The organism is Syntrophotaleaceae bacterium (genome assembly GCA_041390365.1).
Taxonomy (GTDB): domain Bacteria; phylum Desulfobacterota; class Desulfuromonadia; order Desulfuromonadales; family Syntrophotaleaceae; genus JAWKQB01.
In genome coordinates this window covers 11432-36635 of sequence record JAWKQB010000003.1, presented here as the reverse complement: position 1 = coordinate 36635, position 25204 = coordinate 11432, and the positions used below count along the sequence as shown (strand labels likewise).

Here is a 25204-nt window from a genome sequence, read left to right as displayed (position 1 = left end):
ACCCGGGTCCCGGTAAATGTATGAGGGAGAACCGGATTGCCGGACAGGATGTCCCATGCAACCGTTGAATGTCGTCCTGGTCTGGCACATGCATCAGCCCGACTATCGGGATCCCCTGTCGGGCAGAAGCCTTATGCCCTGGACCTATCTGCATGCGCTCAAGGATTACGGCGAGATGCTGCAGACCGCCAGGGAAGTCCCCGGGACGCGGCTGACCTTCAATCTGACCCCCACCCTGATTGAACGGCTCGAGGATTTTTCAGCGGGCAGGTTCGAAGATGACTGGCTGGATCTGGCGCGCAGAGACCCCCTCCATCTGTCGCGGGAGGAACGGAAATCTCTGCTGTCCCTGTTCTTTTCCGTCTATCCCGAGCGGCACATTCGACCCTATCCCCGCTTTCATCAGCTGTCGATGATGCGCAACGAGCAGAACGGCCCGCCCGATCCCGACCGGTTTTCGATTCAGGAACTGCGGGACCTGCAGGTCTGGTTTCTGCTGGCCTGGAGCGGGCATTGCCTGCGTCGGGATTCCGCCGAAATCGACGGTTTGCTGACCAAGGGCGGGCTTTTCAGCGAGTCCGACCGGGAGCGGCTGCTCGCCATCTACGATCGAACGGTGGCGGGAATCCTGGAGCGGTACCGGGAAGCGGAACGGGACGGGGCCACAGAGATTTCCCTGACCCCCTACGCTCACCCGATTCTGCCCCTGCTGTGCGATTCTTCCATTGCCCGTCAGGCCCGAAGCGTTGTGGTCCTGCCGCAGGTCGCCTTCAGAAATCCCGAGGATGCGCGGCTGCAAGTCCGGTTTGGTCAAAAAGTGGCTTGGCGCAGTCTCGGCGAGCGGCCGCGGGGGATGTGGCCCGCGGAAGGCGCGGTCAGCGAAGAGGCGCTCGGTATTTTCAACCGGGAAGGCGTCAGCTGGGTCGCTTCCGACGAAGAGATTCTCGCCAGAAGCCTGTCAGGAGGTTTGGCTGATCGCCGACACCTTTACCGGCTCTACAGCTTTTCCGGTCTGCCGATACTGTTCCGCGATCGGGACCTTTCGGACCGGATCGGTTTTCTCTATGCCGACTGGGAGCCGCGGGCGGCGGCGGCGGATCTGCTGCAGCGTTTGAGGCAGATCGCCCAGGCCTGCCCGGGGGGCGTTGTCGCCCTGATCCTGGATGGGGAAAACTGCTGGGAGCGCTATGCCGACAATGGATACCCCTTTCTGGCCGCCCTCTATCGCGGCCTGGTTGAGGAGCCGTTTCTGTGCACGGCCACCGTCGGGGATGTTGTGGCCAAGCTCTCCCCGGTGGCGCTGCCCCGTCTGGCCCCCGGGTCCTGGATCAACGGCGACTTCGATGTCTGGATCGGCAACCGCGAGGAGAATACGGCCTGGGAGCGGCTCGCCCGCACCCGCCGGGACATCGGGCCGCCCCCCTCCGCCGCCGAGGAGCCGTCTGCGGCCTGGATCTCACTGCTCAAGGCGCAAGGGAGCGACTGGTTCTGGTGGTTCGGGGACCATCATCGCACCGAGCAGGGCGAGATTTTCGACCGTCTTTTCCGTCACCATCTGCAGGCCGTGTATCGGCATTCCAACAGCCCTGTGCCGGAAGATCTGTTTCAGACGATCAAGCAAACGCGGCCGCACAACCTGGTGCTGGAGCCCGGCGCCCTGTTCACCCCGCAGATCGATGGCCGGGTGACCGATTACTTCGAATGGCTGGCCGCGGGAAGCATCGAGCTCTCGGCGGGTGGTGCCATGCATCACGGGCACAATCAGGTCACCGGCTTTTACTACGGCTACGATACGTTATGGTTTTATCTGCGGATCGATTTCGATCAACCGCTGATTGAACTGACCGGCCCCAACGGCTTTCTTGAATTGCGTTTTCTCGGAAGCAAGCAGCGGCAGGTCCGGTTCGATCCCGGGCAGGGCCTGTTGACCATGCAGGGGCCCGAGGGACCGGTCGTCGATGCCGGCCGGGCGAGCAGCGGCAGGATTTTCGAAGCGGCCCTGTCGCTGCAAGGTCTCGGACTGATGGAAGAGGGCTGTTTCGAGCTGTCCTGTCATCTGCGAAACGGTGACCGGGACATTGTGCGCTGGCCCGTGGATGGGGTTCTGCAACTCTGTTACCGCGGGCAGGCTCTCGAGGCGAGCCAATGGCCCATCCCCTGATCTGTTCAGCCATATTATTGCTGTAACCAGCCGGCATTTCCGTGTGGTTACGATTCTTTGGAATTTTTTCGCCCGGTAGGGGGCTGCTCCGGCCCCGGAGAAAGGAGGAGCATCGTGTCTCAACTGCGCTGGGATCCTTTGAAAAACATCTGGGTCCTGATCTCCGACCGGCAGAGCCGGCGGCCCCGGGATTTCATTTTCGAAAGACAGGAGCTTTTGACCAGCGCCTGCCCCTTCTGCTATGGCCAGGAAGAAAAGACTCCCCCGGAAATTTTTGCCATCCGCCCCGACGGCAGCCGTCCGAACCGGTCCGGTTGGCGGGTTCGCGTGATCCCCAACAAGTATCCTCTGCTGCGCATCGAGGGGGAGCTGCAGAAGCGGGCAGAGGGGATCTACGACGTCATGAACGGGATTGGCGCCCACGAGGTCATTATCGAGACGCCGGACCATCTGCGCAGCCAGTCCGCCTTCAGCATTCCGGAAATGACCGATGTGCTCAAGGCCTACCGCGCCCGGCTGCTCGATCTGCGCCGGGACCAGCGCTTTCGCCATCTGATCATTTTCAAGAATGAGGGGCTGGCGGCCGGAGCCACCATCCCTCACGCCCATTCCCAGCTGCTGGCTCTGCCGGTGCTGCCTCCCCAACTGAGACTGGTGCTGGCCTCCTGCAGGGACTATTACCAGCGCAAGGAACTCTGTTTGATGTGTGAAATGATTGCCCAGGAGGTGGCAGACGGTCGCAGGATCGTGCGTGATGACGGCGAATATGTCGTTTTCGCACCCTACGCCAGTCGTTTCCCCTTCGAGGTCCTGATCGTGCCCCGGCGCCACAGGCACGACTTCGCTCTGCTCGAAGACAAGGAACTGGTTCATCTGGCCGAGGCCATGAGCGATGTGCTCCGCCGGCAGCGGGGGGTGCTGCGGGATCCGCCCTACAACTATATTCTGCACACGGCGCCGCCGGTGCATCACCGGCCCGGAAAACCCGATCAGTGGTCGTCCCTGCCCTACGATTTCCACTGGCATATCGAACTGGTCCCGCGGCTGGCCAAACCGAGCGGGTTCGAATGGGGCACGGGATTTCACATCAATCCCACAGCCCCGGAGGAAGCGGCTCATTTTCTGCGGGATATCGAACTGACCTCCGGGGTTTGATCATGACAGAATCCGGTTATGCACCTGCCTGGTAAGGGACAATCGTTGTCGTTGTCGTAATCATAATCGTAATCGCCGCCATGGGGTATCGACTACGATTACGACAACGACAACCGTTCCGCTAATGCTACACTGACAACGAAAATACTCAGTAAAATGCATAACCAAATGACAGGATATTCCAATGGCTTCTTACGATCAGGACCGCGACCGCTATTTTCCCCTCTCGGTGCAGCTTTCCGCGCGGGCCCGGGCGGAACGGGCCCTGCCCCTGGAGCCTCAGGATATTGCCGGGGCGGGGGCTCTCTATCATCTGCGGCAGATGAGCGCCCGCCTGCCGGAAGGGGCGCGCAGTGCCGGCAAGCTCAACCTGCTCGCGCGATTGAATGCCGCCATGCGCATCCTGGCCGGACGCTACCTGGAGGCCCGCCGCTGCGACTTTTCGACAGAAGGGGTCATCGTCGACGGCCGAACTCTGCGGCTGGCCGCTCAGGCGCCGACCCTCGAGGCTCTTGTCAGCCTTTTCCCTCCCGCCGCCGTTCTCAGGGGGCAGACCTTCGAGGAGTATTTGAAAGGGTCCAAAGGAGGCGACGGCCGGCGCCGGGCCGTAGTCGAACTGTTCCTGCTCGGGTTGCAGAATGCCAATCCCGCGGCTGCCCCCTTCCGCTGCCTGTTTGCCGACGATGATTTGACCCGGCGGATCCCCTACCGCAAGCTGCTGGGGGAGCTCGATCAGATATTCTCCGGCGTTTCCGCCCTCCGCGGTCTCGGCGGCTCCCTGCGCGACCTGCTCGAGGCTCCGGTCAAGGCTGCCCCGGATTCCCTGTCCGGTCAGCTGGCCTATATCCGGGAAAATTGGGCGGAATTTCTGCCGGAGGAGCTGCTCAACGAAATTGCTGCCGCCTTCGATGTGCTCTCTTCGGAGGAGATGCAGCGGGGCTGGGGCCCGGTGCAGACCATGGTGCCGAGCTTCGGTTACGATACCGATTACGAGCGGTTTTCCCCGGATACCGACTGGATGCCCCAGGTGGTGCTGATCGCCAAGTCGGTCTATGTCTGGCTGGATCAGCTGTCTCGGCAGTACGGCAGGCCGATCGGCCGTCTTGACGAGATTCCCGATGCCGAACTCGATCGGCTGGCCCGGCGCGGCTTCAACGCCCTGTGGCTGATCGGCCTGTGGGAACGTTCGCCCGCCTCGCGTCAGATCAAGCGGATGATGGGCAATCCCGAGGCCGAAGCTTCGGCCTACTCCCTGTACGATTACGTGGTTGCCGACGATCTGGGGGGCGAGGAGGCCGTGGCGGGGCTCAATCATCGTTGCCGGCAGCGCGGCATCCGCCTGGCCTGCGACGTGGTGCCCAACCATACCGGAATCTATTCCCGCTGGACCCGCGAGCATCCCGACTGGTTCGTCCAGCTCGACTATGCGCCCTATCCCAACTACCGGTTTACCGGGCCCGACCTCTCCCTGAGCGACGACTGCGGCATTCAGATCGAGGACGGCTACTGGGATCACAGCGATGCCGGGGTGGTGTTCCGCTACTGGGAAAAATCGACCGGCCGGGTGCGCTATATCTACCACGGCAACGACGGCACCCATATGCCCTGGAACGATACCGCCCAGCTCAATTTCCTGCTGGCCGAAGTCCGCGAGGCGGTCATCCGCACCATTCTCCATGTGGCCCGAACCTTCAAGGTGATCCGCTTCGATGCCGCCATGACCCTGGCCAAGAAGCATTACCAGCGCCTCTGGTTCCCTTTGCCGGGCGGCGGGGCCGGGGTACCCTCCCGGGCCGAGCACTGGATGGACCGGGAGGAATTCGAGCGGGTCTTCCCCGTCGAGTTCTGGCGGGAGGTGGTTGACCGGGTGGCGGCCGAAGTGCCGGACACCCTGCTGCTGGCCGAAGCCTTCTGGCTGATGGAGGAATTCTTCGTCCGCACTCTGGGCATGCACCGGGTCTACAACAGCGCCTTTATGAACATGCTGAAAATGGAGGAGAACGCCAAGTACCAGCAGGTGCTGCGGGGCACCCTCGAGTTCAATCCGGAGATCCTCAAACGTTTCGTCAACTTCATGAACAACCCCGACGAAGCCACCGCCGTCGAACAGTTCGGAAAGCACGACAAGTATTTCGGAGTCGCGGTCCTGCTCGCCACCCTTCCGGGATTGCCGATGTTCGGCCACGGCCAGATCGAAGGATTCGCCGAGAAGTACGGCATGGAATACCGGCGCGCCTACTGGGAAGAAACCATCGACGAGGGGTTCGTCCAGTATCACGAATCCCAGATTTTCCCGCTGCTGCGCAAACGCTATCTGTTCAGCGAGGCTGCCGATTTCGAACTCTTCTTCTTCGAACAGGACGGCCAGGTTAACGAGAATGTCTTCGCCTATTCCAATCGCCGGGGCGGCGAGCGGGCCCTGGTGGTCTATCACAACCGCTTTGGCGAGGCCGCGGGCTGGGTCAGACGCACGGCCACCAAGGCCCACCGCAACGCCGAGGGGATCATGGTCCCGCACCAGACGGTGCTCGGCGAAGCCCTGCAGTTGTCATCGGAAGAGGGTGTCCTCTATCGCTTCCGCGATCAGAGAACCGGGCAGGAGTACCTGCGCAGCGGCCGCGGATTGTGCGAACAGGGCCTGTTTTTCCAGTTGGGGGCCTATGAGTATCACGTCTTTCTCGATTTCCAGGAACTGCGGGACCAGGACGGGAGCTGGAGTGAATTGTGCGGGAGGCTTGAAGGTCGACCGGTGGCTGATCTGGATCGTGAAAGGAAGCTCCTGCAGCTGGCCCCGCTGCTGGACCTCTGGCGCCGGGTCCTGGATCCGGAACTCCTCGGCCCGCTGACCGGGGAATTGACGGGACGGGTCGAGCCGGAGACAACGGTCTGTCAGCTGGCTATCAAGGAGATGGCCGAGCGGCTGGGCGCTTTTCTGCTGAAATTGGGTGAGGCGGCCGAAGCCCCCGAACCGACGGCTACCCTGGTCGAGCGGGTTGTGCTTGAGCTGGAGACCCTGGGGGATCTGTTCCAGGGGGTCAAAGAGACCCCAAAGGACGAGTCGGACGCGGACCCGGCTGCGGAGGAGGACCTCGAGTTTTGGGTCCGCCGTTTCAGGGCACCGGTCGGGGGGAAGGACACGCCACCCTTCGCCCTGGCTCTGCTGGTCTACCTGCTGCTGCACCGAATCGGTGAACTGGCTGCCGATCTCGGCAGTGCCGCCCGCTCGGCCGACTGGCTCGACGATTATCTGCTGTCGGAACCTCTCGCCAAGCTGCTGCCAAAGGAAACAATGGACCTGATCACGGTCATGATCCGCCACCAGGATTTTCTCGCCCCGGCCGCCGCGTTCCGGCCACTGCCGGAACTGCTGGAGAGCGGGGCGGTTTGCAGCTACCTGGGGGTCCACCACCATGCCGGTGCGGAATGGTTCAGCCGGGAACGCCTGGAAAGTCTGCTGTTCGGACTGTCCGCCGCGGCCCTGCCCGATGCTGCCGTCCGGCTGCATGACAAAAAAGAAAGGCTCGACGCTCATCTGGAGCAGGTTCGGAAGGAAATTTCCGCCTGGTTGAGTGCTGCCGAGGAGGCCGGTTATCGGGTGGATAAATGGAGGGAGTTGCTTTAGAATCCCGACATTGTTCGCTTAGAATCGGAATCGGAATCGGAATCGGGTCTTTGCCTTTTTTCAGGTTAAAGGTTTTGCCTTTCCAACAGCAGCCTCTGAACGCCCGGTTGGAAAGAGGATCACGGATAGCGCAGAAGAAATACCCCGCAGGAGCGAAAAAGCCGGCAGAAATCTCCGCAGAGGGCGTTTTCCAGCACCGCGAATTGCTCGCAGCCCGCTGCTGCCCACTGCAAGTGCAAGGCCGTTTCTTTGGTTACTTTCTTTTCGGCCTTAAAAAGAAAGTAACCCGGCTGCCGGCCGGGACCGGCGAAGTTGTTTTCGCTTTTAACTTTTTTTAGTCAAAACCAATACCGCCGGGACTCGCCCAAACTTATCCAGTCCCTCTCGTAAAAGGTTCAAGCCCATGAAAATTCTCCTTGTTTCTTCCGAAGTCGCCCCCTTTGCCAAGACCGGCGGCCTGGCCGATGTGGCCGGGGCCTTGCCGCTGGCGTTGCGGCGGTTGGGGCATGATGTGCGGATCTTCATGCCCTGGTACCGGGATGTGGAACAGAAAGGCTTGAAGACGGAAGTGTTGCCGGCACAAGTCGAGGTGTCCATCGACGGGAGCGTTCAGGTTGGCCGGTTGCGTCAGGGTCAGCTGGAGGAGATTCCCGTCTATTTTCTCGATCATCCCGGATACTTTCAGCGGGACGGGCTCTACGGCTCTGCCGAGGGGGATCATCCTGACAACGATCTGCGCTTCGGCTTCTTCTGCCGGGCTCTGCTGGAAGCCCTGCCGGCCGTCGACTTTCGCCCCGACGTCCTGCATCTGAACGATTGGCAGGCCGGACTGATCCCCGTCCTGCTGCAGAGCGAAAAAAAGGCCGATCCGTTTTTTGCTTCCATGGCCACCGTCTTCACCATTCACAACCTCGGCTACCAAGGGCTTTTTCCGGCGACTGCCCTCGGCCGGCTCGGTCTCGATCCCGCCCTCTTTCACATGGAAGGACTGGAGTATTACGGGAGCATGTCGTTTCTCAAGGGCGGAATCTTTTTCTCCGACCTGATCACCACCGTTTCGCCCACCTACTGCCGGGAGATCCAGACCAGCGAATACGGCCACGGCTTCGAGGGGATTCTGACCAAGCGGCGGAAAGACCTGCACGGCATTCTCAACGGGATCGATACGGGAATTTGGAATCCCGCCGCCGATGAGGCCCTGGCGGCGCCCTTCAGTGCCGAAACTCTGGCCGGAAAGGCCGCAAACAAAAAGGCTCTGCAGAAGGAACTCGGGCTGTCCGTCGATCCCCGTGTGCCGGTGATGGCCATGATCGGCCGCCTGGCCACGCAGAAGGGTCTGGATATTCTTGAAGCGGCCTGGCCCAAACTCGTATCGAGGCCGCTGCAGTTCGTGCTGCTCGGTTCCGGGGAAGAGCGCCACGTAGAGTTTTTCCGCACGGTCAAGGACCTGCATCCGGCAAAAATTTCGATTCATATCGGGTTCGACGATGCCCTCGCCCGGCGCATCTACGCCGGCAGTGATCTGTTCCTGATGCCGAGTCATTACGAGCCCTGCGGCCTCGGGCAGTTGATTGCTTTGCGATACGGTTCCCTGCCACTGGTCCGCAGCACCGGCGGGCTGGCCGATACGGTGCATGATGTGGACAGGGAGCGCGATCGCGGCAACGGATTCGTTTTCCGGAAAGCCTCGGCCGGGGCCCTGATGCGGGCCCTCGATCGCGCCCTCGATCTTTATGGTGACCAACGGCTTTGGAAACAGGTGGTGCGGCGGGGCATGTCCCTCGATCTCTCCTGGGACGAATCCGCCCGGCGGTATCTTGAGATCTACCGACAGGCCGCGGACAGGAAAGGGAACTGATGATGGAAGAGGACTTCGAAAAGGAAAAAGCAGTGGAGGGGTCCGAAGCGGGACGCTTTGCCGAACTCGAGGAACTCCATCGGGAGATCGGACGCCGGATTCGGGACAATCAGCGATTTCTGGAACGGTTTATGGAGGAGGAATTCATCGACGAGGATGAAAACTGGGAGGACCCCTCCCCGGAAGAGGAACAGTAATGGCTTTCGGCATTCGGGCTGTAAACTTCAAACTTGTCCCATGCCTGTTAGCCTTGTGCCTGGCAATGGCGCCATCCGCAGGCCTGGCAAAACCGGTCGAGGGGCAGGTCTTTCCGGCGGAGCAGAGGGTGACTTATGTCGACCCTGCCGGAAAAAGCCGGATCTATCTTGTCCAGGAGTCGGAAAAACGGCTTATTTCCCCAACCATTCTCGTCTACATGCACGGCTCGGCGGGGGGAGAGGAGCAGGGGATGGATCCCCGCTGGGCGAACGGGGCTTTCAGCCGCCTGCGACAGCTAATGAACAGATGGGGATGGGTCTATGTCTGCCCCAGGGACGGGGAATTCGAGGGGTTGCTGAGGCACCTCGGGGAAAAGTACAAATCCCGTAGAGTATTTCTCTGCGGAGCCTCCTACGGAGGAACTCTGGTGCTGCGGGAAGCGGCAAAAAACCCCGACCGCTATGCGGGACTGCTGCTGCTGGGGCCAGCCGTCGGCAACGGCAGCCAGAGTGATCCGAGCCGGCTGAGCATGCCGACCTGGATCCTGAGCGGTGAAAGGGACTATGAAGTCTCCCGGCAGGCACGGATTTTGGCCGGCCACCTGAAGGAACTGAAGCGATCCTGTTTCTATCGGGAGATTGCCGGGGGCAGGCATTCAAGCCCGGTGGAAAAGGTGGATTGGCTGGAGGCTCTGGGATATCTGCAATTTCCCCGCGTCCGGGAAGGGCGGTTGACCTGCCTCTGACCGGGAATCATTCAGGTTTTTCCCGGCTGAGATGTTCGAGATAGGACTGCCACTCAACGGGCAGGAGGTGCTTTTTCCGGTTGTTGCATTCCTTGCAGGCCGGCACGCAGTTGCCACGGGTACTGCGCCCGCCGCGAACCAGTGGCACGACATGGTCCAGGGTCAGTTCCTTCGGGTCCACCTTTTCCCCGCAATAGTGGCATATCCCGGTGGCGATGCGGTTTTTCCACCACTGGCTGCGGCGCAGTTCGCGGGCTTTTTCACGCTCTTGGCGGATCTGCTGTTCGGAGATGTCGCTGAAAAAATCCAATGGAAATTTACCTTTACAGGCAGGGTTATCATAAGACCTATAGGACCCATGGGACCTATAGGTCCGATTGATCCTGCCGATCACTTCAACAGCATGAAACCCATCTGCCGCCCGGTCACCCCCTTGTCCCGGCGATAGGAAAAAAACATCTCCCGATGACAGCAGGTGCACTCCTCGGCGACGTCGATGCGGGATTCCGTCAAGCCCGCGTCCTGCAACTGCAGCAGGCAACTGCGCCGGAGATCCAGGCGCCACTTGCCCAGCTCCAGCTCCTCGGTGATCTGCTGCCAGTGCCCCGAGCCCTGACGGAAGGCATCGCGAACCGGCCGGTCGACGATGTAGCTGTGGGCACCGATGCCCGGCCCGACGGCCGCGCAGATCCGCTCCGGGTGGCAATCGAAGACCGATTTCATCGAGTCCACCGCTTTTTTCAGGATGCCGGATGCAGCGCCCCGCCAACCGACATGGACCGCTGCCGCCGCCCGTCGGTCTGTATCGAAGAGCAGCACCGGGAAGCAATCGGCCACCAGCACGCCGATCATGATCCCGGTCTGGTTGGTCACGATGGCGTCGCATTCGACGGTCAGGAAATGGGACAGGTCGTAGTTGGGCTGGTCGACGACCAGAATGTCGTTGCCGTGGACCTGATTGACAGTCAGCAGCAGGTGGGGCTGCAGATCGAAAGACCGGGTCAGGGTGGACCGGTTCCCCTCGACATTGTAGCGGGCATCCTCGGTGTGGTAGGCCAGGTTCAGGGAATTGTACGGGGGCCTGCTGATGCCGCCGTTGCGGGTGGTGAACCCGGCTTCGATGTTTTCCGTCGCCCAGGTCGGTTGCAGGTAGCTGATCTTGCCTTTTCTGACCAGTTTCATTGCCGGTATTGCTCCCGGTGCCGGACATTGTCCGCCACGAAAAGACCCGCCGCCCTTCACAGGTTTTCAGCGGCTTGTTTGGATTCCAGATAGTCGATAATGGTCTGCATGTCCGCGGGCAGCGGCGACTCGAACTCGAGATAGGCGCCACTTTCGGGATGGATGAAGCCGAGCAGACGGGCATGCAGGGCCTGACGGCCGAGATCGGCGACCATGCGGCGGAGTTCGGGATCCTGCAGGGAACGGCTGCGGGCGGAGCCGCCGTAGACCGGATCGCCGACCAGCGGTCGCTGCAGTTCCGAAAGATGGACCCTGATCTGGTGGGTCCTTCCGGTCTCCAGGGTCAGCTCGACCAGGGTCAGGCGGTCCGCAGGATAGCGCTGCAGAACCCGCCAATGGGTCACCGCCCGGCGACCGGTGCGGCTGCCCCCGCTCATTTTCTTTCGCTGAGTGGGGTGGCGGCCGATCGGTTGATCCACCGTTCCCCGGTTTTCCGGCCAGAGGCCGTGCACCAGCGCCAGGTAACAGCGCCTGATGCTGTGATCCTTGAACTGTCGGGCCAGGTGCTGGTGCGAGGCATCGTTCTTGGTGGCGACCATCACTCCCGACGTATCCTTGTCGAGGCGGTGAACGATCCCGGGTCTCAATTCACCCCCGATCCCCGAAAGATCGCCACAGTGATGCAGCAGGGCGTTGACCAGGGTGCCCTGCTGATGGCCGGCTGCCGGATGCACCACCATGCCGGCCGGTTTGTCGATCACGACCAGCTCGTGATCTTCGTAGAGAATGTTCAGCGGGATCTCTTCGGAGACGGCTGTGGCGGGGGTGGGTTCGGGGAGGCTGACGACCAGCTCTTCTCCGCCTCTGAGCCTGCTTCCAGCCTTGGCCGGTCGGCCGTCGAGCAGGGCCCGCCCTTCGTCAATGAGCTTTTTCAGCTGGGAACGGGTCAGTTCCGGCAGGTTTTCGGCAAGAAACCGGTCCAGACGCTCGGCGGGGCGTCCCCGGTCGAAACGGAAATGGAAAACGTCCCCCATTTACCAGATGGTGCTTTTGATTTTGCCGGCCTGCTTGATCATGACGTCGACGATAGCGCGGTTGAAGAATTGCTCGCGATCCATCATCTCGGGCGATACCCGGCTCAGGAAATGCTCGCGTCCTTCCTGCAGCTCTTCCTCGAGAAGCTCGAACAGGCTGTCGTTTTCGATCCCCTCTTTAACCTTCCCCTGATGGTACAGGGCGATATCCGAGACGATGGCGCGTGCCAGACGAAAAGCGATCTGTGGATTATCGATAACCCTGGCCATTGTTCCTCCAGTGCGATGGGCCGGGCCCCCGGCAGTGACCCCGGCAAGTGTTCCCTTGCCCCGGTCCTTCGCCATCTGCTGCAAGCTTCCAGGGATCAAGCGGTTCAAAGGGAAAATAGACGGTCAGATTAGCGAAAAAAAAGGCCTCTGTCAACGGTTGCGGCGTTTCCGGACAATATCCTCGACCAGCATGAGCAGGTCCGCGTGGCCGCCCTGAAAATCGGGTCGATGCGGTCTGCCGGTAAGGCCGAGGTTGCAACGGTCCTCGAGCAGAAAGGTGGGAATGCCCGCCTGGCAGGCGGGCAGGTCGAATTCGGAATCGTTTCCCACCATCAGACTTTCTTCCGGCTCCAAACCCTGCGAGAGGAGAATGTCCTGAAAATACCGGGGATGAGGTTTGCAGAACCGGCAATTTTCATAGCTGGTGATTAGATGGAAGGGAAAATCGTTCAGCCGTCCCCAGTGCATCCTTGCGTCGACGACAGGACGGGGAAACACCGGGTTGGTGGCGATGATCACCTTGAGGTTGTTTTCAAAACACAGGCGAAGGATGCGACGGGCCAGTGGAAAGGGCCGGACCAGGGGAGCCAGTGCCTGCAAGCCGCTGCGAAAATAGACCTCGAGCCGGTCGCGAAACAGCAGGGGAGGGATGCCGAGGCGCCGGAACATCCGGTCGAGGAAAAATTCCTCGTTGGTCATGGCCTCATCGTCGGATCGAAGCATTTCAAAAGCGGAATCGAGGACCGCCCGGGAAAAATCGCGGTGACTGGCCAGATCATCAAAGCAATGGGACAGGCCCTCCACGTAGTTGAAAACAAAGGCATTCATTTCGACATTCAGAAGAGTTCCGTCCAGATCGAACAGAATCCCCCGGATGCCGGACAGGGCATCGATGGTCATGAAATTTCCGGTCGCCAAAAGAGGGTCGGGTAGGGCATGCGCTCTTATTCCTCCATAAATACCTTGACTTGCCCCGACATGCAAGGTAAGAAATTCAATGAATACAATGAGGTAAAAGAGGCACATGGAAAACATACGAGATGAGGTAAAGGGTCTGCTGATCGGCCTGAAAATTCGCCGTCTGCGGCAGGAAAGACGCATGACCCTGCAGGATCTGGCTGATTCCACCGGTCTGTCGAAACCGCTTCTGTCCCAGATCGAAAACGAGCAGGTGATACCCCCTCTGGCCACCCTGCTGCGCATATCCAAGGCACTCAAAGTCGAACTTCACACCTTTTTCCAGGAAGCGGACAGCGCCGAAAAGTGCGTGCTGGTACGGGCGGGCGACAGCCGCAAGTCGGACTGGAGGGCCAGCCGGAACAAAAGCCGCTCGCCCTACACCTTTTACTCCCTGGCCTACGGCAAAAAAAACCGCAATCTCGAACCCTTTGTCGTTGAATTCGAGGCCCAGCCCTGGACTGAAGATCTGCTGGTGAGCCATCAGGGGGAAGAGTTCATCTTCATGCTCGAGGGCCAGGTGGAGTTCCATTACGGCGGCAGGATCATGTTTCTCGAAACCGGTGATTCGGTCTACTACGATTCCCGGGAGCCTCACGGATTCGCAGCTATTGGCGATCTGCCGGCACGGGCCGTGGCGGTGGTCTATTCCAGGGAATGAAATGCAGGGCGGGATGACTTGACATTTTCATCCCCTTGCTTACCCTGAATCAGGTGACGTCGGGAACAGGTTTGCCTTCAAAGGAGGAAAAATCATGCTCAAGATAGGGGTCGTGTTGTCCGGCTGTGGTGTCTATGACGGCAGCGAAATCCATGAGTCGGTTCTTGTTCTGCTCGCCATCGACAGGGCCGGAGCTGAAGCTGTCTGTATGGCGCCGGATCAGGAACAGATGCATGTCGTCAACCATTTCAGCGGCCAGACAATGGAAGGGGACGTGCGCAACGTGCTGGTGGAATCCGCCCGCATTGCCCGGGGGAAGATCCTCGATGTGGCCAAGGTGACGGTTGAAGATATCGATGCACTGGTTTTCCCCGGCGGATACGGCGCCGCCAAAAATCTTTGCGATTTCGCCGTGCAGGGTCCCAAGTGCACGGTCAACCCGGCTGTCGAGCGACTGGTGCGGTCGATGCATCTTGCCAACAAGCCTATCGCCGGCATCTGCATCGCCCCGGCACTGCTGGCCAAGGTTCTAGGCACGGAAAACCCTTCTCCCAGGCTGACCATTGGCTCCGACGGGGAGACCTCCCAGGCCTTGAGGGACTTGGGAGCCGACCACGTGGATTGTTCGGCCGAGAACATCGTGGTCGATGAAAAGCGGAAACTGGTCACGACTCCGGCCTATATGCTCGCCGACGGCATCGCCGAGGCGGCTGTCGGCATCGAAAAGGCGATCAGGAAGATGCTGGAGATGGTTTGATGGCGCAGTGAGGAGTGAGGTGTGAGGAGTAAGGTGTAAGGGCGGAGAACGAAATGTTCTCCGCCCTTTGCCGTTGGTGGCCGGTAAGGGAGTGATCGGTTATAATGAAACATACCGCGGACTTAGCCGCATCAAGGGGTTCAATCGGAGCTGGAAAGGATTTTTCATGAAGCAGGATCTCCATCCATCGATGGTCGTCCAGGACCCGGCCGAACGGGATGCCTGTGCGATCATAAGCTATATCAAGAAACAGGGCCGTCCCACCCATGGCAACCTCGAGCGAACCATCGACGCACTGATAAAGATGGGCCACCGGGCGGGGGAAATCCGCGGAGAGGGGGACGGCTGCGGAGTTCTGACCGACATACCCCGGCTGTTGTGGCGGGAACTGCTGGAAGCTTCCGGGCTCAATCCGTCAATGGCAGAAGCTGATGCTTTTGCGGTGGCCCATCTCCTTCTGCCGGGCGACCAGGGTGCGGAAGGATCGGACCTGCGCCGCCGGCTGCTGAAATTTTTTTCCAGCGCCGGGTTTCAGGTGGTGCTGGAGCGGGCCTGTCCGGTGCGAAGCGAAGTTCTGTCCAGCGGGGCCCGCAGGGTGGAGCCCTTCTTCTGGCAGCTGGCCCTGTGGAGGGATGACGGCGACCCTCTGGCGGCCCGGCTGTATGAAGCCTCCGTCGCTTTGGAAACCGATTTTCCCGTTCATGTTGCCTCCCTGAGCCACCGGGTGGCTTCCTACAAGGTTCTCGGGTCCCCCGAGCTGCTGCCCCGCTACTATCCCGATCTGAAGCGACGGGATTTCCTGTCCGCCGTCACCATAGGCCACAGCCGCTTTTCCACCAATACCCTGCCCAACGTTCTGCGGGCCCAGCCCTTCAGCCTGCTGGGACATAACGGAGAGATCAACACCATTGACCGGCTCCGGGAAGAGGCGCGGATGCTCGGCATCTTTCTGCCCGTGGGAGGCAGCGATTCCCAGGATGTCAACCGGATCCTCGAGGGGCTGATCCATCGCCGCGGCCTGAATCTTTTCGAGGCCATGGAAACGGTGTTCCCGCCGGTGTTCAACACGATCGACAGCATGCCTGCCGAACAGCGCCAGCTCTATACCTTTCTTCGCCGGTTTTTTCCGGCCAGCGCCCAGGGCCCGGCGGCGGTGATCGCCAGGCATGAAGATCAGTGCGTCTTCAGCGTGGACGCCATGGGGCTGCGGCCCCTCTGGTTCGGCGAGACGGAAGGGGATTACTTCATCTCCTCGGAGGTCGGGGTGGTGCCCCAGGAGGAGATCGTAGCCGATCCCAAACCGTTGGCTCCGGGAGAGAAGATCGGTCTTTACGGCCCTGCGGGAAAACCGGTACGGGTCTTCGGTCACGAGGAGCTGCGGGAAGAGATCCTGCGGCGGCTTCGCCGCAAGATTCATCCCGAAGATCAGGGACGATGGCTGGAAAAGGGGCGGGAGCTGCCGGAAAAAGAACTGCAGGCAGCTTTTCCTGTCGACAGCAGCCGGCAACTGCTGCGGGACAATCTGCTCTCGGCGCTGGGCTGGAAGAGCAGCGACCTGCGCAACCTTAAGGAAATTGCCGGCAAAGGCCAGGATCCTATCGCCTCTCTCGGGTATGACGGGCCGCTGGCGGCCCTGGCCGTCACCAGGCAGAACCTGGCGGATTATTTCAAGGAGCAGGTGGCTGTGGTCACCAACCCCGCCATCGACCGGGAGCGGGAGGCGGAACATTTTTCCACCCGGGTATTCCTCGGTCCGCGGCCCCGTTTCGGCGGGCGCGGTCGGCGGGCGCTGGAGCTCGAGCTGCCGCTGCTGGCCGGCGGCCGGAGGCTGGGGCCGAAGCAGGAAGATGGGGCTGTGGCCGCCGAATTCGGCACCGTGACCCTGGAGCGGCTGCTGGCCCACTTTTCGGCCGGGCGGTTTCGCTACCGGATTCTGACCTGTGCCGTTCGCCGCAACGAAACTCAGGAGGCGGCCCTGAAGCGACTGGAGGAGGAGGCCCTGACCGCCGCCCGTCTGGGAGCCTCCCTGCTGTTGCTCGACGACAGCCGGGCTTTCGGTCCGGGCTGCGGCTGGATCGACCCGATGCTGGCCACCGTCCGGGTGAATCGGGCCCTGCGGGAATGTCGGGACGATGAGGGGGAGAGCCTGCGCCGCGGCTGTTCCCTCGTGCTCCGCTCCGGCGCCCTGCGCAATCTGCACGACCTTGTTTTCGCTCTGGCCATGGGCGCCGACGCCCTCTGCCCCTACCTGATGTGGGAGCTGGCCGACGAACACCCCGACGGCTTGCGCCATCTGGTGACCGTCCAGGCCAAGGGGCTGGAGAAGGTCATGTCGACCATGGGCACCCACGAACTGGACGGTTACGGCCGCTTTTTTGCTTCCATCGGCCTGGCGCCGGAACTGGCGGAGATTTTCGAGGTGGTCAATTTCTGCGGTTCGGAAAAGGGCGGGCTGACCCTGGCTGCCTTGGAGCGGGACGGCCGGGAGCGGAACCGGGTCGGCCGCAGCCGGCGCAAGGAACCGGTGGTCAATCAGTTCCGTCTCTACCCCCGGATCTGGAAGATGGTCGGCGAAGTGGCCAAGATGGAGGCCAACTACAACGATCTGTCCCGGCTGATCAGTCAGCTGAAAAGAGAGAACCCGCTGGCCCTGCGCCACCTGCTCGACTTCGTTTTCACCGAAGAACTGACCATCGATCCGAAGGAGGTGGACGCCTCCGTCGGCACCCACGATCTGCCGATTCTGTTCTCCGCCATGAGTTTCGGCAGCCAGGGGGAGACGCCTTTCCGCATCTACGCCGAGGCGGCCAAGCGGCTCAACATCGTCTGCATGAACGGGGAGGGGGGAGAAATCCCCGATATGCTCGGCCAATACCGGCACAATCGCGGCCAGCAGGTCGCTTCGGGCCGCTTCGGCGTCCATATGAACCTGCTGAATTCGGCGGATATCCTGGAGATCAAGGTCGGCCAGGGCGCCAAACCGGGCGAGGGAGGCCATCTGCCCGGCTTCAAGGTCACGGAAAAGATCGCCGAGGCGCGTCATTCCGCCGTCGGTGTGACCCTCATTTCTCCTTCCAACAACCACGACATCTACTCCATCGAGGATCTGGCCCAGATTGTCGAGGAGCTGAAAACCGCCAATCCCCGGGCCCGCATCTCGGTCAAGGTGCCGGCGGTGGCGGGCATCGGCACCATCGCCCTGGGGATCGCCAAGGCCGGCGCCGACATCATCACCATCAGCGGCTACGACGGGGGCACCGGAGCGGCCCGCCGCCACGCCATCAAGTTCGTCGGCCTTCCGGCGGAGATCGGAGTCCGCCTCGCCCACCGGTCCCTGGCCGAGGCGGGTCTGCGGCACCAGGTGGAAATCTGGGCCGACGGCGGCATGCACACCGGCCGCGACGTGGTCAAGATGATGCTGCTGGGCGCCGACCGGGTCGGCTTCGGCACTCTGCCGATGGTGGTGGTCGGCTGCACCGCCTGCCGCGGATGCCATCTGGGCACCTGCCATGTCGGCATCGCCACCCAGGTGGAGACCCTTGAGGAGGCGGAAAAAACCGGCCTGAAGCGTTTCGTGCCCCGCGTGCTGGAAAACGGCATCATTTACGAAACGACCTTCTTCCGCGCCCTGGGCGAAGAGATCCGCACCCTGACCGCCCGCCTCGGCTTCCGTCGCACCCGCGATCTGGTCGGCAAGGCCGAACTGCTGCGGCAGGGCCGCGGGCTCGACCGGCTCGACCTTGAGGAACTGCTGGCCCCGGTTTCGGCCGGCCTGCCGCGCCGTTCGGTCACCGACGTGAGGATCATCCGCAAGCCCCTCAACTATCTGACCTCACTGATATCGAGTCTGGTGACCGAGGCCTTCGACGGACCCGAAGACCGGATCCGCTACGAGGATGACAACGCCTCCAGCAGCGACCGCGCCATCGGCACCTACCTGGCCGGCGCCATGACCCGGGGATTGCAGGAAGGTTACCTCGACGATCGCAAGAGGGTGCTGCTTCATTTCCGTCGCAGCGCCATTCCGGGCAACGGCCTGGCGGCCTTCAACATCCCACGGATCAATTACCGGGTTGAGGGGGCGGCTCAGGACGGAGTCGGCAAGGGGGCGACGGGAGGTAAGATCGTCATTCTCAAGGGGATCAGCCGGGAAGGCCGCCGTATCGGCGGCTCGGTGGGCAAGGGCTTGGCCTATGGCGCCACCGGCGGACTGTTCCTGGTCCAGGGGGATGCTGACAGCCGCGCCTGCATCCGCCTCTCGGGAGCCGAAGTGGTCCTCGGCGGACGCATCCGCCGGCCCCTGGACGATGGCGCCGGGAATCTGGCCGGCCGGGCCAACCTCAAGGGCTTCGCCTGTGAATACATGACCGCCGGCCGGGTGGTGGTGCTGGGCGATCCCGGCCCCTGGCTCTGCTCCGGAATGACCGGCGGAACGGTCTACTGCCATCTTGACGAAGCCATGGGCATGAATTGCCAGGCACTGCAGCGACGCCTGGCCGAGGGAGCCCAGGTGGCCGTTCGCGAGCTCGAAGACGCTGACCTGCCCGAGCTGGACCGGCTGCTGCGGGAGTACGAAAGGGCTTTGCTCTACTCCCATCAGGCCGAGGAGGCCCGATGGGTCGAACAGGTCCGCACGGACGTCAAAAATCGCTTTGTCAAGATCGTCGCCCTCGGTACTCCGGAGCCGCCGACAGCAACCGAGTAGTTAAGCTTGAACGGCATGGGTCCCATAAGTCTCATCAGACTTATAGGTCCCATCTCACTACAAAGGAGCCCTTGCATGCCGGAAAGCGACAAAATATACGACCAGATCATCCTCGGCTCTGGCCCTGCCGGCTATACCGCCGCCATCTATACGGCCCGCAGCAACTGCTGCCCCCTGCTCATTTCCGGCAGCCAGCCGGGCGGGCAGCTGACCGGCACTACCCTGGTGGAAAATTTCCCAGGATTTCCCGAGGGGATCGACGGGCCCGAGCTGATGGACCGGATGCGCAAGCAGGCGGAGCATTTCGGCACGATCATGATCGAGGCCACCGTCACCCGGGTCGATCTGGATTCGACTCCCTTCCGCCTCTGGACCGACGAGAGGCTCTATCAATGCCGATCCCTGATCATCTGCACCGGCGCCTCTCCCCGCATGCTGGGGTTGCCGATGGAAAAGGAACTCTACGGCCGCGGGGTCTCGGTCTGCGCCACCTGCGACGCCTACTTCTACCGGGGCAAGGAGGTTCTGGTCGTCGGCGGCGGGGATACGGCCTTGGAGGATGCCCAGTTCCTCAGCCGATTCGCCAGGCGGGTGACGGTCGTGCATCGCCGCGACCAGCTGCGCGCCGGTCCCCTTCTCCAGGAGCGGGCCATGGCCAACAGCCGCATCGGCTTTCGCTGGGATACGGTCGTGACCGCACTGCATGGGGACACCTCGAAGGGCCTGACCGGAGTGAGGGTTAAACACCTGAAAACCGGCGTCGAGGAGGATCTGACCTGCGACGGCATTTTCATCGCCATCGGTCATATTCCCAATACTCAGCTGTTCAGGGGGCAGCTGGAGATGGACGACTGGGGCTATCTGGTGACCCGCAACGGCACCGAAACCAGCGTCTGCGGTGTCTTCGCCGCAGGGGATGTGCAGGATCCGTTTTTCCGCCAGGCGGTCACGGCGGCAGGGACGGGTTGCATGGCGGCCATCCAGTCCCAGCGCTATCTGGAATGCCTGGAGGATGCCGATTGCCGTCAGTGTGGAGGCGATCGGGCCTTGATCCGCTAAGAAAAGGCTGGCAAAAGCCCGTTCCTGCCGGTATTCTGTGCCTTCTGAATTTTAACCATAGGGAGGTAATTATGGATATCAACAAGGCGATCGCCGAACTGAAGAGCGATCCGGAGTTCAGCAGGAACGTCGGCATGATGCTGATTCATAACGGGGTGGTGCGGGGCTGGTCGCGGGGGGACGGCAAAGAGGTGACGGCGGTCGAGGTCAAGGCCGACCATGATAAAATTGCCGCCCTGTGCCGGGAATACGAACAGCGGCCGGGGATTTACCGGGTGATGGCCGAGGCCTGCGAAGGCAAACTCACCCCCGGCGACGACCTGCTGTTCATTATTGTGGCCGGCGCAGTGCGGGAAGATGTCAAACCGGTCCTTTCCGAAATGCTGGAGCGGATCAAGGCTGAGGCGGTGACTAAGAGCGAGGTAAAAGCATAGTAGGGGCGGACCTGCGTGTCCGCCCTTGTATCGACCCCTAACACCGCGGGGTTTCATCCCCTAACACCGCGGGGTTTCGTCCCCTAACACCGCGGGGTTTCGCCCCCGCACGACGACTTACTCTCTTTGCTTGCCCAAAGAGAGTAAGCAGAGAAAGGGCCCCCCGGCTCCTTGCCCGCCTGCGGCGGGTTCCCTGCGCGGAGCAGACGTCGGGCGGGCGGAAAAAAACTCGGTCGCTTTCGCGCCCTCAGACAGTTTTTCCGCCTTTTTCGCCCGCCGCCCGCTCCTCTCCGGCTGCGTCACAGGGGAGTTGACGGCAAAGGCAAGGCAAAGTCAAAATCAGCCACGAGCCACCCCTCACCCCTCACCCCTCACTCCTCTCCTCACTCCTCACTCCTCACGCTTCACGCTTCACGCTTCAAGCAACATCTCCTCCGGCTCCTCCACCAGTTCCTTGATCCGCTTCAGGAACTGTACCGCCTGGCGGCCGTCAATGAGGCGGTGGTCGTAGCTCAGGGCCAGGTTCATCATCGGTCGGATCACCACCTGACCGTTGCGGGCCACCGGGCGGTCCTGGATGGCGTGCATGCCGAGTACCGCGCACTGGGGCGGGTTCAGCAGGGGGGTGCTGAGGAGGGAACCGAAGACGCCGCCGTTGCTGATGGTGAAGGTGCCCCCTTTGAGGTCGGCCAGGTCGAGGCGGTTGCTGTCGATTTTGTCGACGAAGTCGAGAATCCCCCGTTCGATTTCGGCAAAGTGCAGTTTGTCGGCGTCCCGCAGCACCGGGACCACCAGCCCTTTCTCCGAATTGACGGCGATGCCGATGTCGTAGAAATGCTGGTAGACGACGGCATCTTCCTCCAGCCGGGCGTTGACTTCCGGAAATTCCTTCAGAGCCTCCACCGACGCCTTGACGAAAAAGGACATCAGCCCCAGCTTGACCTGGTGCCGCTCCTGGAAGGAGCGCTGATATTTCCTGCGCAGTTCCTGCACCCGGCTCATGTCCGCCTCATTGAAGGTGGTGAGCATGGCGGTCTGCTGCCGGGCCGCAAGCAGCCTTTCGGCGATCCTTTTGCGGATCGGGGTCAGGGGACGGCGGGTGATCCGGCCCTCCTCGGATGGTTCCGGCGTGGGTGCTTCGGCGGCGTCCGGTTCTTCCCTGGCCGGCTGCGCCGGTTCCGCTTCCGGTCTGGCCTGCGTCTTTTCCGGTGCCGGCTCCGGCTCCTTTTTCTTCCCGGTTTTCTCCGCGGGTTCCTTTTGCCCCTCGGGCTCTTTCGTTACCGCCGGCTTCTTCTGCGGTTCGGGTTTTTTCTCCGGCTCCGGCTTTTTCCCGTCCCCTTTCTCCTCCAGTACGGCGATCACCTGGCCGACTTCCACCGTTTCCCCCTCTGCGGCCTTGTGGAAGACCAGGCCGTCTTCCTCGGCGTGGAGTTCCAGGGTAATCTTGTCCGTTTCGAGTTCGCACAGCAGGTCGTCCCGGGCCACTTCGACACCGTCCTGCTTGTGCCATTTGGCCAGGACCGCCTCGAAGACAGATTCACCGATTTCGGGGACTTTTATTTCCATGACAGGTTCCTTTGTCGGCTCAGTTGCCGGATGAATTCAGGTTCAGGGCCCTTCGGAGGATCTCCTCCTGTTCCTGTTTGAACCAGCGGTGGCTGCCTCCGGCGGGTGCGGCGGCCTCGTCCCGGCCGATATAGGTGGGACAGGTGCCGAGAATCTCCGCCAGCCGGGGGGCGAGAAAACGCCAGGGCCCCATGTTCTTCGGTTCTTCCTGGACCCAGGCAAGCCGGGCCTTTTTGCCAAAGGGAGCCACGGCCTGCTTGAGCAGATCGGCCCTCAGGGGATAGAGCTGTTCGATGCGGATCAGCGCTGCATGATTGCAGCCCTCCTGCTCCTTTTTGTCGAGCAGATCGAAATAGATTTTTCCGGAGCAGAGGAGAATGTCGGTGACCTGCTCCGGCGCCTGATCGGCGGGCAGGATCTCCCGGAACCGCCCGTCGGTCAAATCCTTTCGCCGGGAACGGCACAGCGGGTTGCGCAGCAGGCTCTTGGGGGTGAAGACCACCAGGGGGCGCCGGAAAGGAAGCTTCACCTGCCGCCGCAGCAGATGGAAAAACTGGGCGGGGGTGGACGGGTTGACGACCAGCAGGTTGTTTTCGGCGCAGCTCTGCAGAAAGCGTTCGATGCGGGCGCTGGAATGTTCGGGGCCCTGGCCTTCGTAGCCGTGGGGCAGCAGCAGGACCAGGCCGCTGGCACGGCTCCATTTGCGCAGGCTGCTGGTTACAAACTGGTCGATGATCACTTGGGCCCCGTTGGCGAAGTCGCCGAACTGGGCCTCCCACAGGACGAGGGCGTCGGGGGTTTCCAGGGAGTAGCCGTATTCGAAACCGAGCACCGAGGCTTCCGACAGTGGGCTGTCGAAGGCGGAAAACGGTGCCTGTTGGGGAAAATTGGTCAGCGGGGTGTATTCGGAGCCGGTTTCGGTATCGAACAGGACCGCGTGACGCTGGCTGAATGTGCCCCGTCGGCTGTCCTGCCCGGAGAGCCGGACGGTATGGCCTTCGGTCACCAACGAGGCGAAAGCCAGGCTTTCGGCCGTGGCCCAGTCGATGCCGCTGTCCTCTCGAACCGCCTCGAGCCGGTTCCGCAACAGTTTCTCGACCCGCGGGTGAATGTTGAACCCCTTGGGAACTCGAGCCAGACCATCCGCGAGCTCCAGGAGGTTTTCTTCGGCAACGGCAGTGCTTTCGTCCCAGGGTGCGAAGTCCCGTTCGATGCGGCCCCACTTCCCCTCGAAACCGGCTTGCGGCCTGCGGCGCTCGCCGCCCAAAGCCTGGTCGAGCCGCTTGCGGATCGCCGCGGCCTGCTTTTCGACGAGATCCTCCCCGACCCCTTCCTCCATCAACTGCCGGGCGTAAATCTCGCTCATCGACGGCCGCTGCCTGATTTTTTCGTACATCAGGGGTTGGGTGAAGTAGGGCTCGTCCCCCTCGTTGTGCCCCTGTCGACGATAGCAGATGATTTCCATCACCACGTCCCGGCCGAACCGCTGCCGGTAGTCGAGGGCCATCTCCACGGCGCGGATGGCCGCCTCCGGATTTTCACCATGGATATGGAAAATCGGCACCATCAGCATCTTGGCCACATCGGTGGCGTAATGGGTCGAACGGGCATCTTCCGGGACGGTGGTGAAGCCGATCTGGTTGTTGATGACGATATGCAGGGTCCCCCCCGTCCGGTAGCCTTCGAGCTGGCTCAGATTGAGCACCTCCGCCACAATCCCCTGGCCGGCGAAAGCGGCGTCGCCGTGCAGCAGCAGCGGCAGCACCTTTTTATCCCCCTCCTCGCTGAAAGCGTCCTGGCGTGCCCGCACCTTGCCTTCGACCACCGGATCGACGGCTTCCAGATGACTGGGATTGGAGGTCATGGTCAGGTGCAGGGGCCCTTCCTCCAGGTCCAGATCGGTGGAAAAGCCGAGGTGGTACTTGACGTCACCTTCGCCGACGAACTCCAACTCCAGGTTGTCCTCGAACTCGGCGAAAATGGCTTCCAGCGGTTTGCTGAAGATGTTGGCGAGGGTGTTGAGCCGTCCCCGATGGGGCATGCCGAGAACGACGTCGCGGATGCCGAGCCCGGCCGCCCGGTGCAGAATCCGGTCGAGGACCGGAATCATCACCTCGCTCCCCTCCAGGGAAAAACGTTTCTGGCCGAGAAAGTGCCGGTGCAGGAAAGACTCGAACAGGGTCGCCTCCTGCAGTTTACGCAGGATCGTCAGCTTGTCTTCGCGATCCAGACAGATCCCCTGTTCCGTCGTCTCCATTCGCTCGCGGAGCCATTCCTTCTCGGCCGGATCCTGGATGTGCATGTATTCAATGCCTATGGAACCGCAGTAGATCTGCCGAAGAAGGGCGATGATATTCCGCAGGGGGGCCGCGGGGACCGGGAAACTCCGCAGGTGAAAGGTGGTATCCAGGTCCTTTCGCTCCAAACCGAAAAGGTCCAGGGCCAGAAGCGGGTGTTCCGTCGGGCAGGGGGAGAGGGGATCGGTGCAGGCGAGCAGATGACCCATCTCCCGGTAACGGTAGATTAGTGCGTCCACCGACGACTGTTTGGCGGCCATCTCGGGCGTCAGGCAGACGGCGGGAGCTGTTTCCGCCGGGGTTTCCCGGCCCATTTCATAGCCGCTGAAAAAGGCCTGCCAGTCCGGCGGCAGTTTGTCCGGTGATTTGCGCCAGAGCAGGTACTGGGCTTCTATCCATTGGGGACTTATATTGTTTTTCAGGGCCATGGCGCTGTCGTGGGGAAGCGGAAAAAGATAGCGGCAAATATCCTGCCGCAAGATTTCAGTAATTATAGCAATTTACCAAAGACGCGCAAAGAAAAAGGCTTTCCGGGGATGAGGG

General features: G+C 61.6%; 18 protein-coding genes. 11 read left to right on the top strand and 7 right to left on the bottom strand.

Going from position 1 to position 25204, the window contains the following annotated elements; all coding sequences use genetic code 11:
- Window positions 1–55: 55 nt before the first annotated feature.
- The 6 genes from R2940_12715 (at window position 56) to R2940_12690 (ending at window position 9739) form a co-directional block, all read left to right on the top strand.
- Window positions 56–2161: a glycoside hydrolase family 57 protein gene (locus R2940_12715; GenBank protein MEZ4600642.1), complete on the top strand. Its 2106-nt coding sequence runs from the start codon at window positions 56–58 to the stop codon at window positions 2159–2161.
- A gap of 114 nt (window positions 2162–2275) precedes the next feature.
- Entirely contained in the window at window positions 2276–3316 is a 1041-nt protein-coding gene (locus tag R2940_12710; protein ID MEZ4600641.1) for a galactose-1-phosphate uridylyltransferase, read from the top strand.
- Between the two features lie 184 nt (window positions 3317–3500).
- Window positions 3501–6938 carry an alpha-amylase family glycosyl hydrolase gene (locus tag R2940_12705; GenBank protein MEZ4600640.1) on the top strand — a complete coding sequence of 1146 codons (3438 nt, stop codon included), beginning with the start codon at window positions 3501–3503 and terminating at the stop codon, window positions 6936–6938.
- Between the two features lie 403 nt (window positions 6939–7341).
- Window positions 7342–8796: a glycogen synthase GlgA gene (gene glgA, locus R2940_12700; protein MEZ4600639.1), complete on the top strand. Its 1455-nt coding sequence runs from the start codon at window positions 7342–7344 to the stop codon at window positions 8794–8796.
- Window positions 8796–8993: a hypothetical protein gene (locus R2940_12695; GenBank protein MEZ4600638.1), complete on the top strand. Its 198-nt coding sequence runs from the start codon at window positions 8796–8798 to the stop codon at window positions 8991–8993. Before glgA ends, R2940_12695 begins: the two co-directional genes overlap by 1 nt.
- Window positions 8993–9739, top strand: a complete 747-nt coding sequence (locus tag R2940_12690; GenBank protein MEZ4600637.1) for an alpha/beta hydrolase — start codon at window positions 8993–8995, stop codon at window positions 9737–9739. The genes R2940_12695 and R2940_12690 overlap by 1 nt, the downstream gene beginning before the upstream one ends.
- A gap of 7 nt (window positions 9740–9746) precedes the next feature.
- Here R2940_12690 and R2940_12685 read toward each other — a convergent pair whose 3' ends face one another.
- The 5 genes from R2940_12685 to R2940_12665 all read right to left on the bottom strand — a co-directional run bounded on the left by R2940_12685 (window position 9747) and on the right by R2940_12665 (window position 13125).
- A complete protein-coding gene (locus tag R2940_12685) occupies window positions 9747–10049 on the bottom strand; it encodes an HNH endonuclease (protein MEZ4600636.1) in 303 nt (100 codons plus the stop codon).
- An 80-nt stretch (window positions 10050–10129) separates the two neighbouring features.
- Entirely contained in the window at window positions 10130–10921 is a 792-nt protein-coding gene (gene pgeF / locus R2940_12680; GenBank protein MEZ4600635.1) for a peptidoglycan editing factor PgeF, read from the bottom strand.
- Window positions 10922–10977: 56 nt separating this feature from the next.
- Entirely contained in the window at window positions 10978–11955 is a 978-nt protein-coding gene (locus R2940_12675; protein ID MEZ4600634.1) for an RluA family pseudouridine synthase, read from the bottom strand.
- Entirely contained in the window at window positions 11956–12300 is a 345-nt protein-coding gene (locus R2940_12670; GenBank protein MEZ4600633.1) for a hypothetical protein, read from the bottom strand.
- A gap of 75 nt (window positions 12301–12375) precedes the next feature.
- On the bottom strand, window positions 12376–13125 hold the full coding sequence (locus R2940_12665; protein ID MEZ4600632.1) for an HAD family hydrolase: 750 nt from the start codon (window positions 13123–13125) through the stop codon (window positions 12376–12378).
- 124 nt (window positions 13126–13249) lie between these two features.
- Here R2940_12665 and R2940_12660 point away from each other — a divergent pair, with 124 nt between their 5' ends.
- From R2940_12660 to R2940_12640, 5 genes are all read left to right on the top strand, one after another.
- A complete protein-coding gene (locus R2940_12660; GenBank protein MEZ4600631.1) occupies window positions 13250–13843 on the top strand; it encodes a cupin domain-containing protein in 594 nt (197 codons plus the stop codon).
- A gap of 94 nt (window positions 13844–13937) precedes the next feature.
- Window positions 13938–14600, top strand: a complete 663-nt coding sequence (gene elbB, locus R2940_12655) for an isoprenoid biosynthesis glyoxalase ElbB (protein ID MEZ4600630.1) — start codon at window positions 13938–13940, stop codon at window positions 14598–14600.
- A 166-nt stretch (window positions 14601–14766) separates the two neighbouring features.
- On the top strand, window positions 14767–19305 hold the full coding sequence (locus R2940_12650; GenBank protein MEZ4600629.1) for a glutamate synthase-related protein: 4539 nt from the start codon (window positions 14767–14769) through the stop codon (window positions 19303–19305).
- A gap of 75 nt (window positions 19306–19380) precedes the next feature.
- Complete coding sequence (gene trxB / locus R2940_12645; protein MEZ4600628.1) at window positions 19381–20364, top strand: thioredoxin-disulfide reductase; 984 nt, start codon at window positions 19381–19383, stop codon at window positions 20362–20364.
- A 71-nt stretch (window positions 20365–20435) separates the two neighbouring features.
- On the top strand, window positions 20436–20798 hold the full coding sequence (locus tag R2940_12640; protein MEZ4600627.1) for a molybdenum cofactor biosynthesis protein MoaE: 363 nt from the start codon (window positions 20436–20438) through the stop codon (window positions 20796–20798).
- Between the two features lie 411 nt (window positions 20799–21209).
- Here the strand turns inward: R2940_12640 and sucB are convergent, their stop codons facing one another.
- Both sucB and R2940_12630 read right to left on the bottom strand, forming a co-directional pair.
- Complete coding sequence (gene sucB, locus R2940_12635; GenBank protein ID MEZ4600626.1) at window positions 21210–22364, bottom strand: dihydrolipoyllysine-residue succinyltransferase; 1155 nt, start codon at window positions 22362–22364, stop codon at window positions 21210–21212.
- Window positions 22365–22383: 19 nt separating this feature from the next.
- Window positions 22384–25089 carry a 2-oxoglutarate dehydrogenase E1 component gene (locus R2940_12630; GenBank protein ID MEZ4600625.1) on the bottom strand — a complete coding sequence of 902 codons (2706 nt, stop codon included), beginning with the start codon at window positions 25087–25089 and terminating at the stop codon, window positions 22384–22386.
- Window positions 25090–25204 lie beyond the last annotated feature (115 nt).

Bases quoted from the DNA above. Each gene is read 5' to 3' on its own strand.
- R2940_12650 (MEZ4600629.1), top strand. From the start codon at position 14,767: ATGAAGCAGGATCTCCATCCATCGATGGTCGTCCAGGACCCGGCCGAA.
- R2940_12630 (MEZ4600625.1), bottom strand. From the start codon at position 25,089: ATGGCCCTGAAAAACAATATAAGTCCCCAATGGATAGAAGCCCAGTAC.
- R2940_12690 (MEZ4600637.1), top strand. From the start codon at position 8,993: ATGGCTTTCGGCATTCGGGCTGTAAACTTCAAACTTGTCCCATGCCTG.
- elbB (MEZ4600630.1), top strand. From the start codon at position 13,938: ATGCTCAAGATAGGGGTCGTGTTGTCCGGCTGTGGTGTCTATGACGGC.
- R2940_12675 (MEZ4600634.1), bottom strand. From the start codon at position 11,955: ATGGGGGACGTTTTCCATTTCCGTTTCGACCGGGGACGCCCCGCCGAG.
- R2940_12670 (MEZ4600633.1), bottom strand. From the start codon at position 12,300: ATGGCGAAGGACCGGGGCAAGGGAACACTTGCCGGGGTCACTGCCGGG.
- R2940_12665 (MEZ4600632.1), bottom strand. From the start codon at position 13,125: ATGACCATCGATGCCCTGTCCGGCATCCGGGGGATTCTGTTCGATCTG.
- R2940_12705 (MEZ4600640.1), top strand. From the start codon at position 3,501: ATGGCTTCTTACGATCAGGACCGCGACCGCTATTTTCCCCTCTCGGTG.
- trxB (MEZ4600628.1), top strand. From the start codon at position 19,381: ATGCCGGAAAGCGACAAAATATACGACCAGATCATCCTCGGCTCTGGC.
- pgeF (MEZ4600635.1), bottom strand. From the start codon at position 10,921: ATGAAACTGGTCAGAAAAGGCAAGATCAGCTACCTGCAACCGACCTGG.
- R2940_12715 (MEZ4600642.1), top strand. From the start codon at position 56: ATGCAACCGTTGAATGTCGTCCTGGTCTGGCACATGCATCAGCCCGAC.
- R2940_12640 (MEZ4600627.1), top strand. From the start codon at position 20,436: ATGGATATCAACAAGGCGATCGCCGAACTGAAGAGCGATCCGGAGTTC.
- sucB (MEZ4600626.1), bottom strand. From the start codon at position 22,364: ATGGAAATAAAAGTCCCCGAAATCGGTGAATCTGTCTTCGAGGCGGTC.
- R2940_12660 (MEZ4600631.1), top strand. From the start codon at position 13,250: ATGGAAAACATACGAGATGAGGTAAAGGGTCTGCTGATCGGCCTGAAA.
- R2940_12695 (MEZ4600638.1), top strand. From the start codon at position 8,796: ATGATGGAAGAGGACTTCGAAAAGGAAAAAGCAGTGGAGGGGTCCGAA.
- glgA (MEZ4600639.1), top strand. From the start codon at position 7,342: ATGAAAATTCTCCTTGTTTCTTCCGAAGTCGCCCCCTTTGCCAAGACC.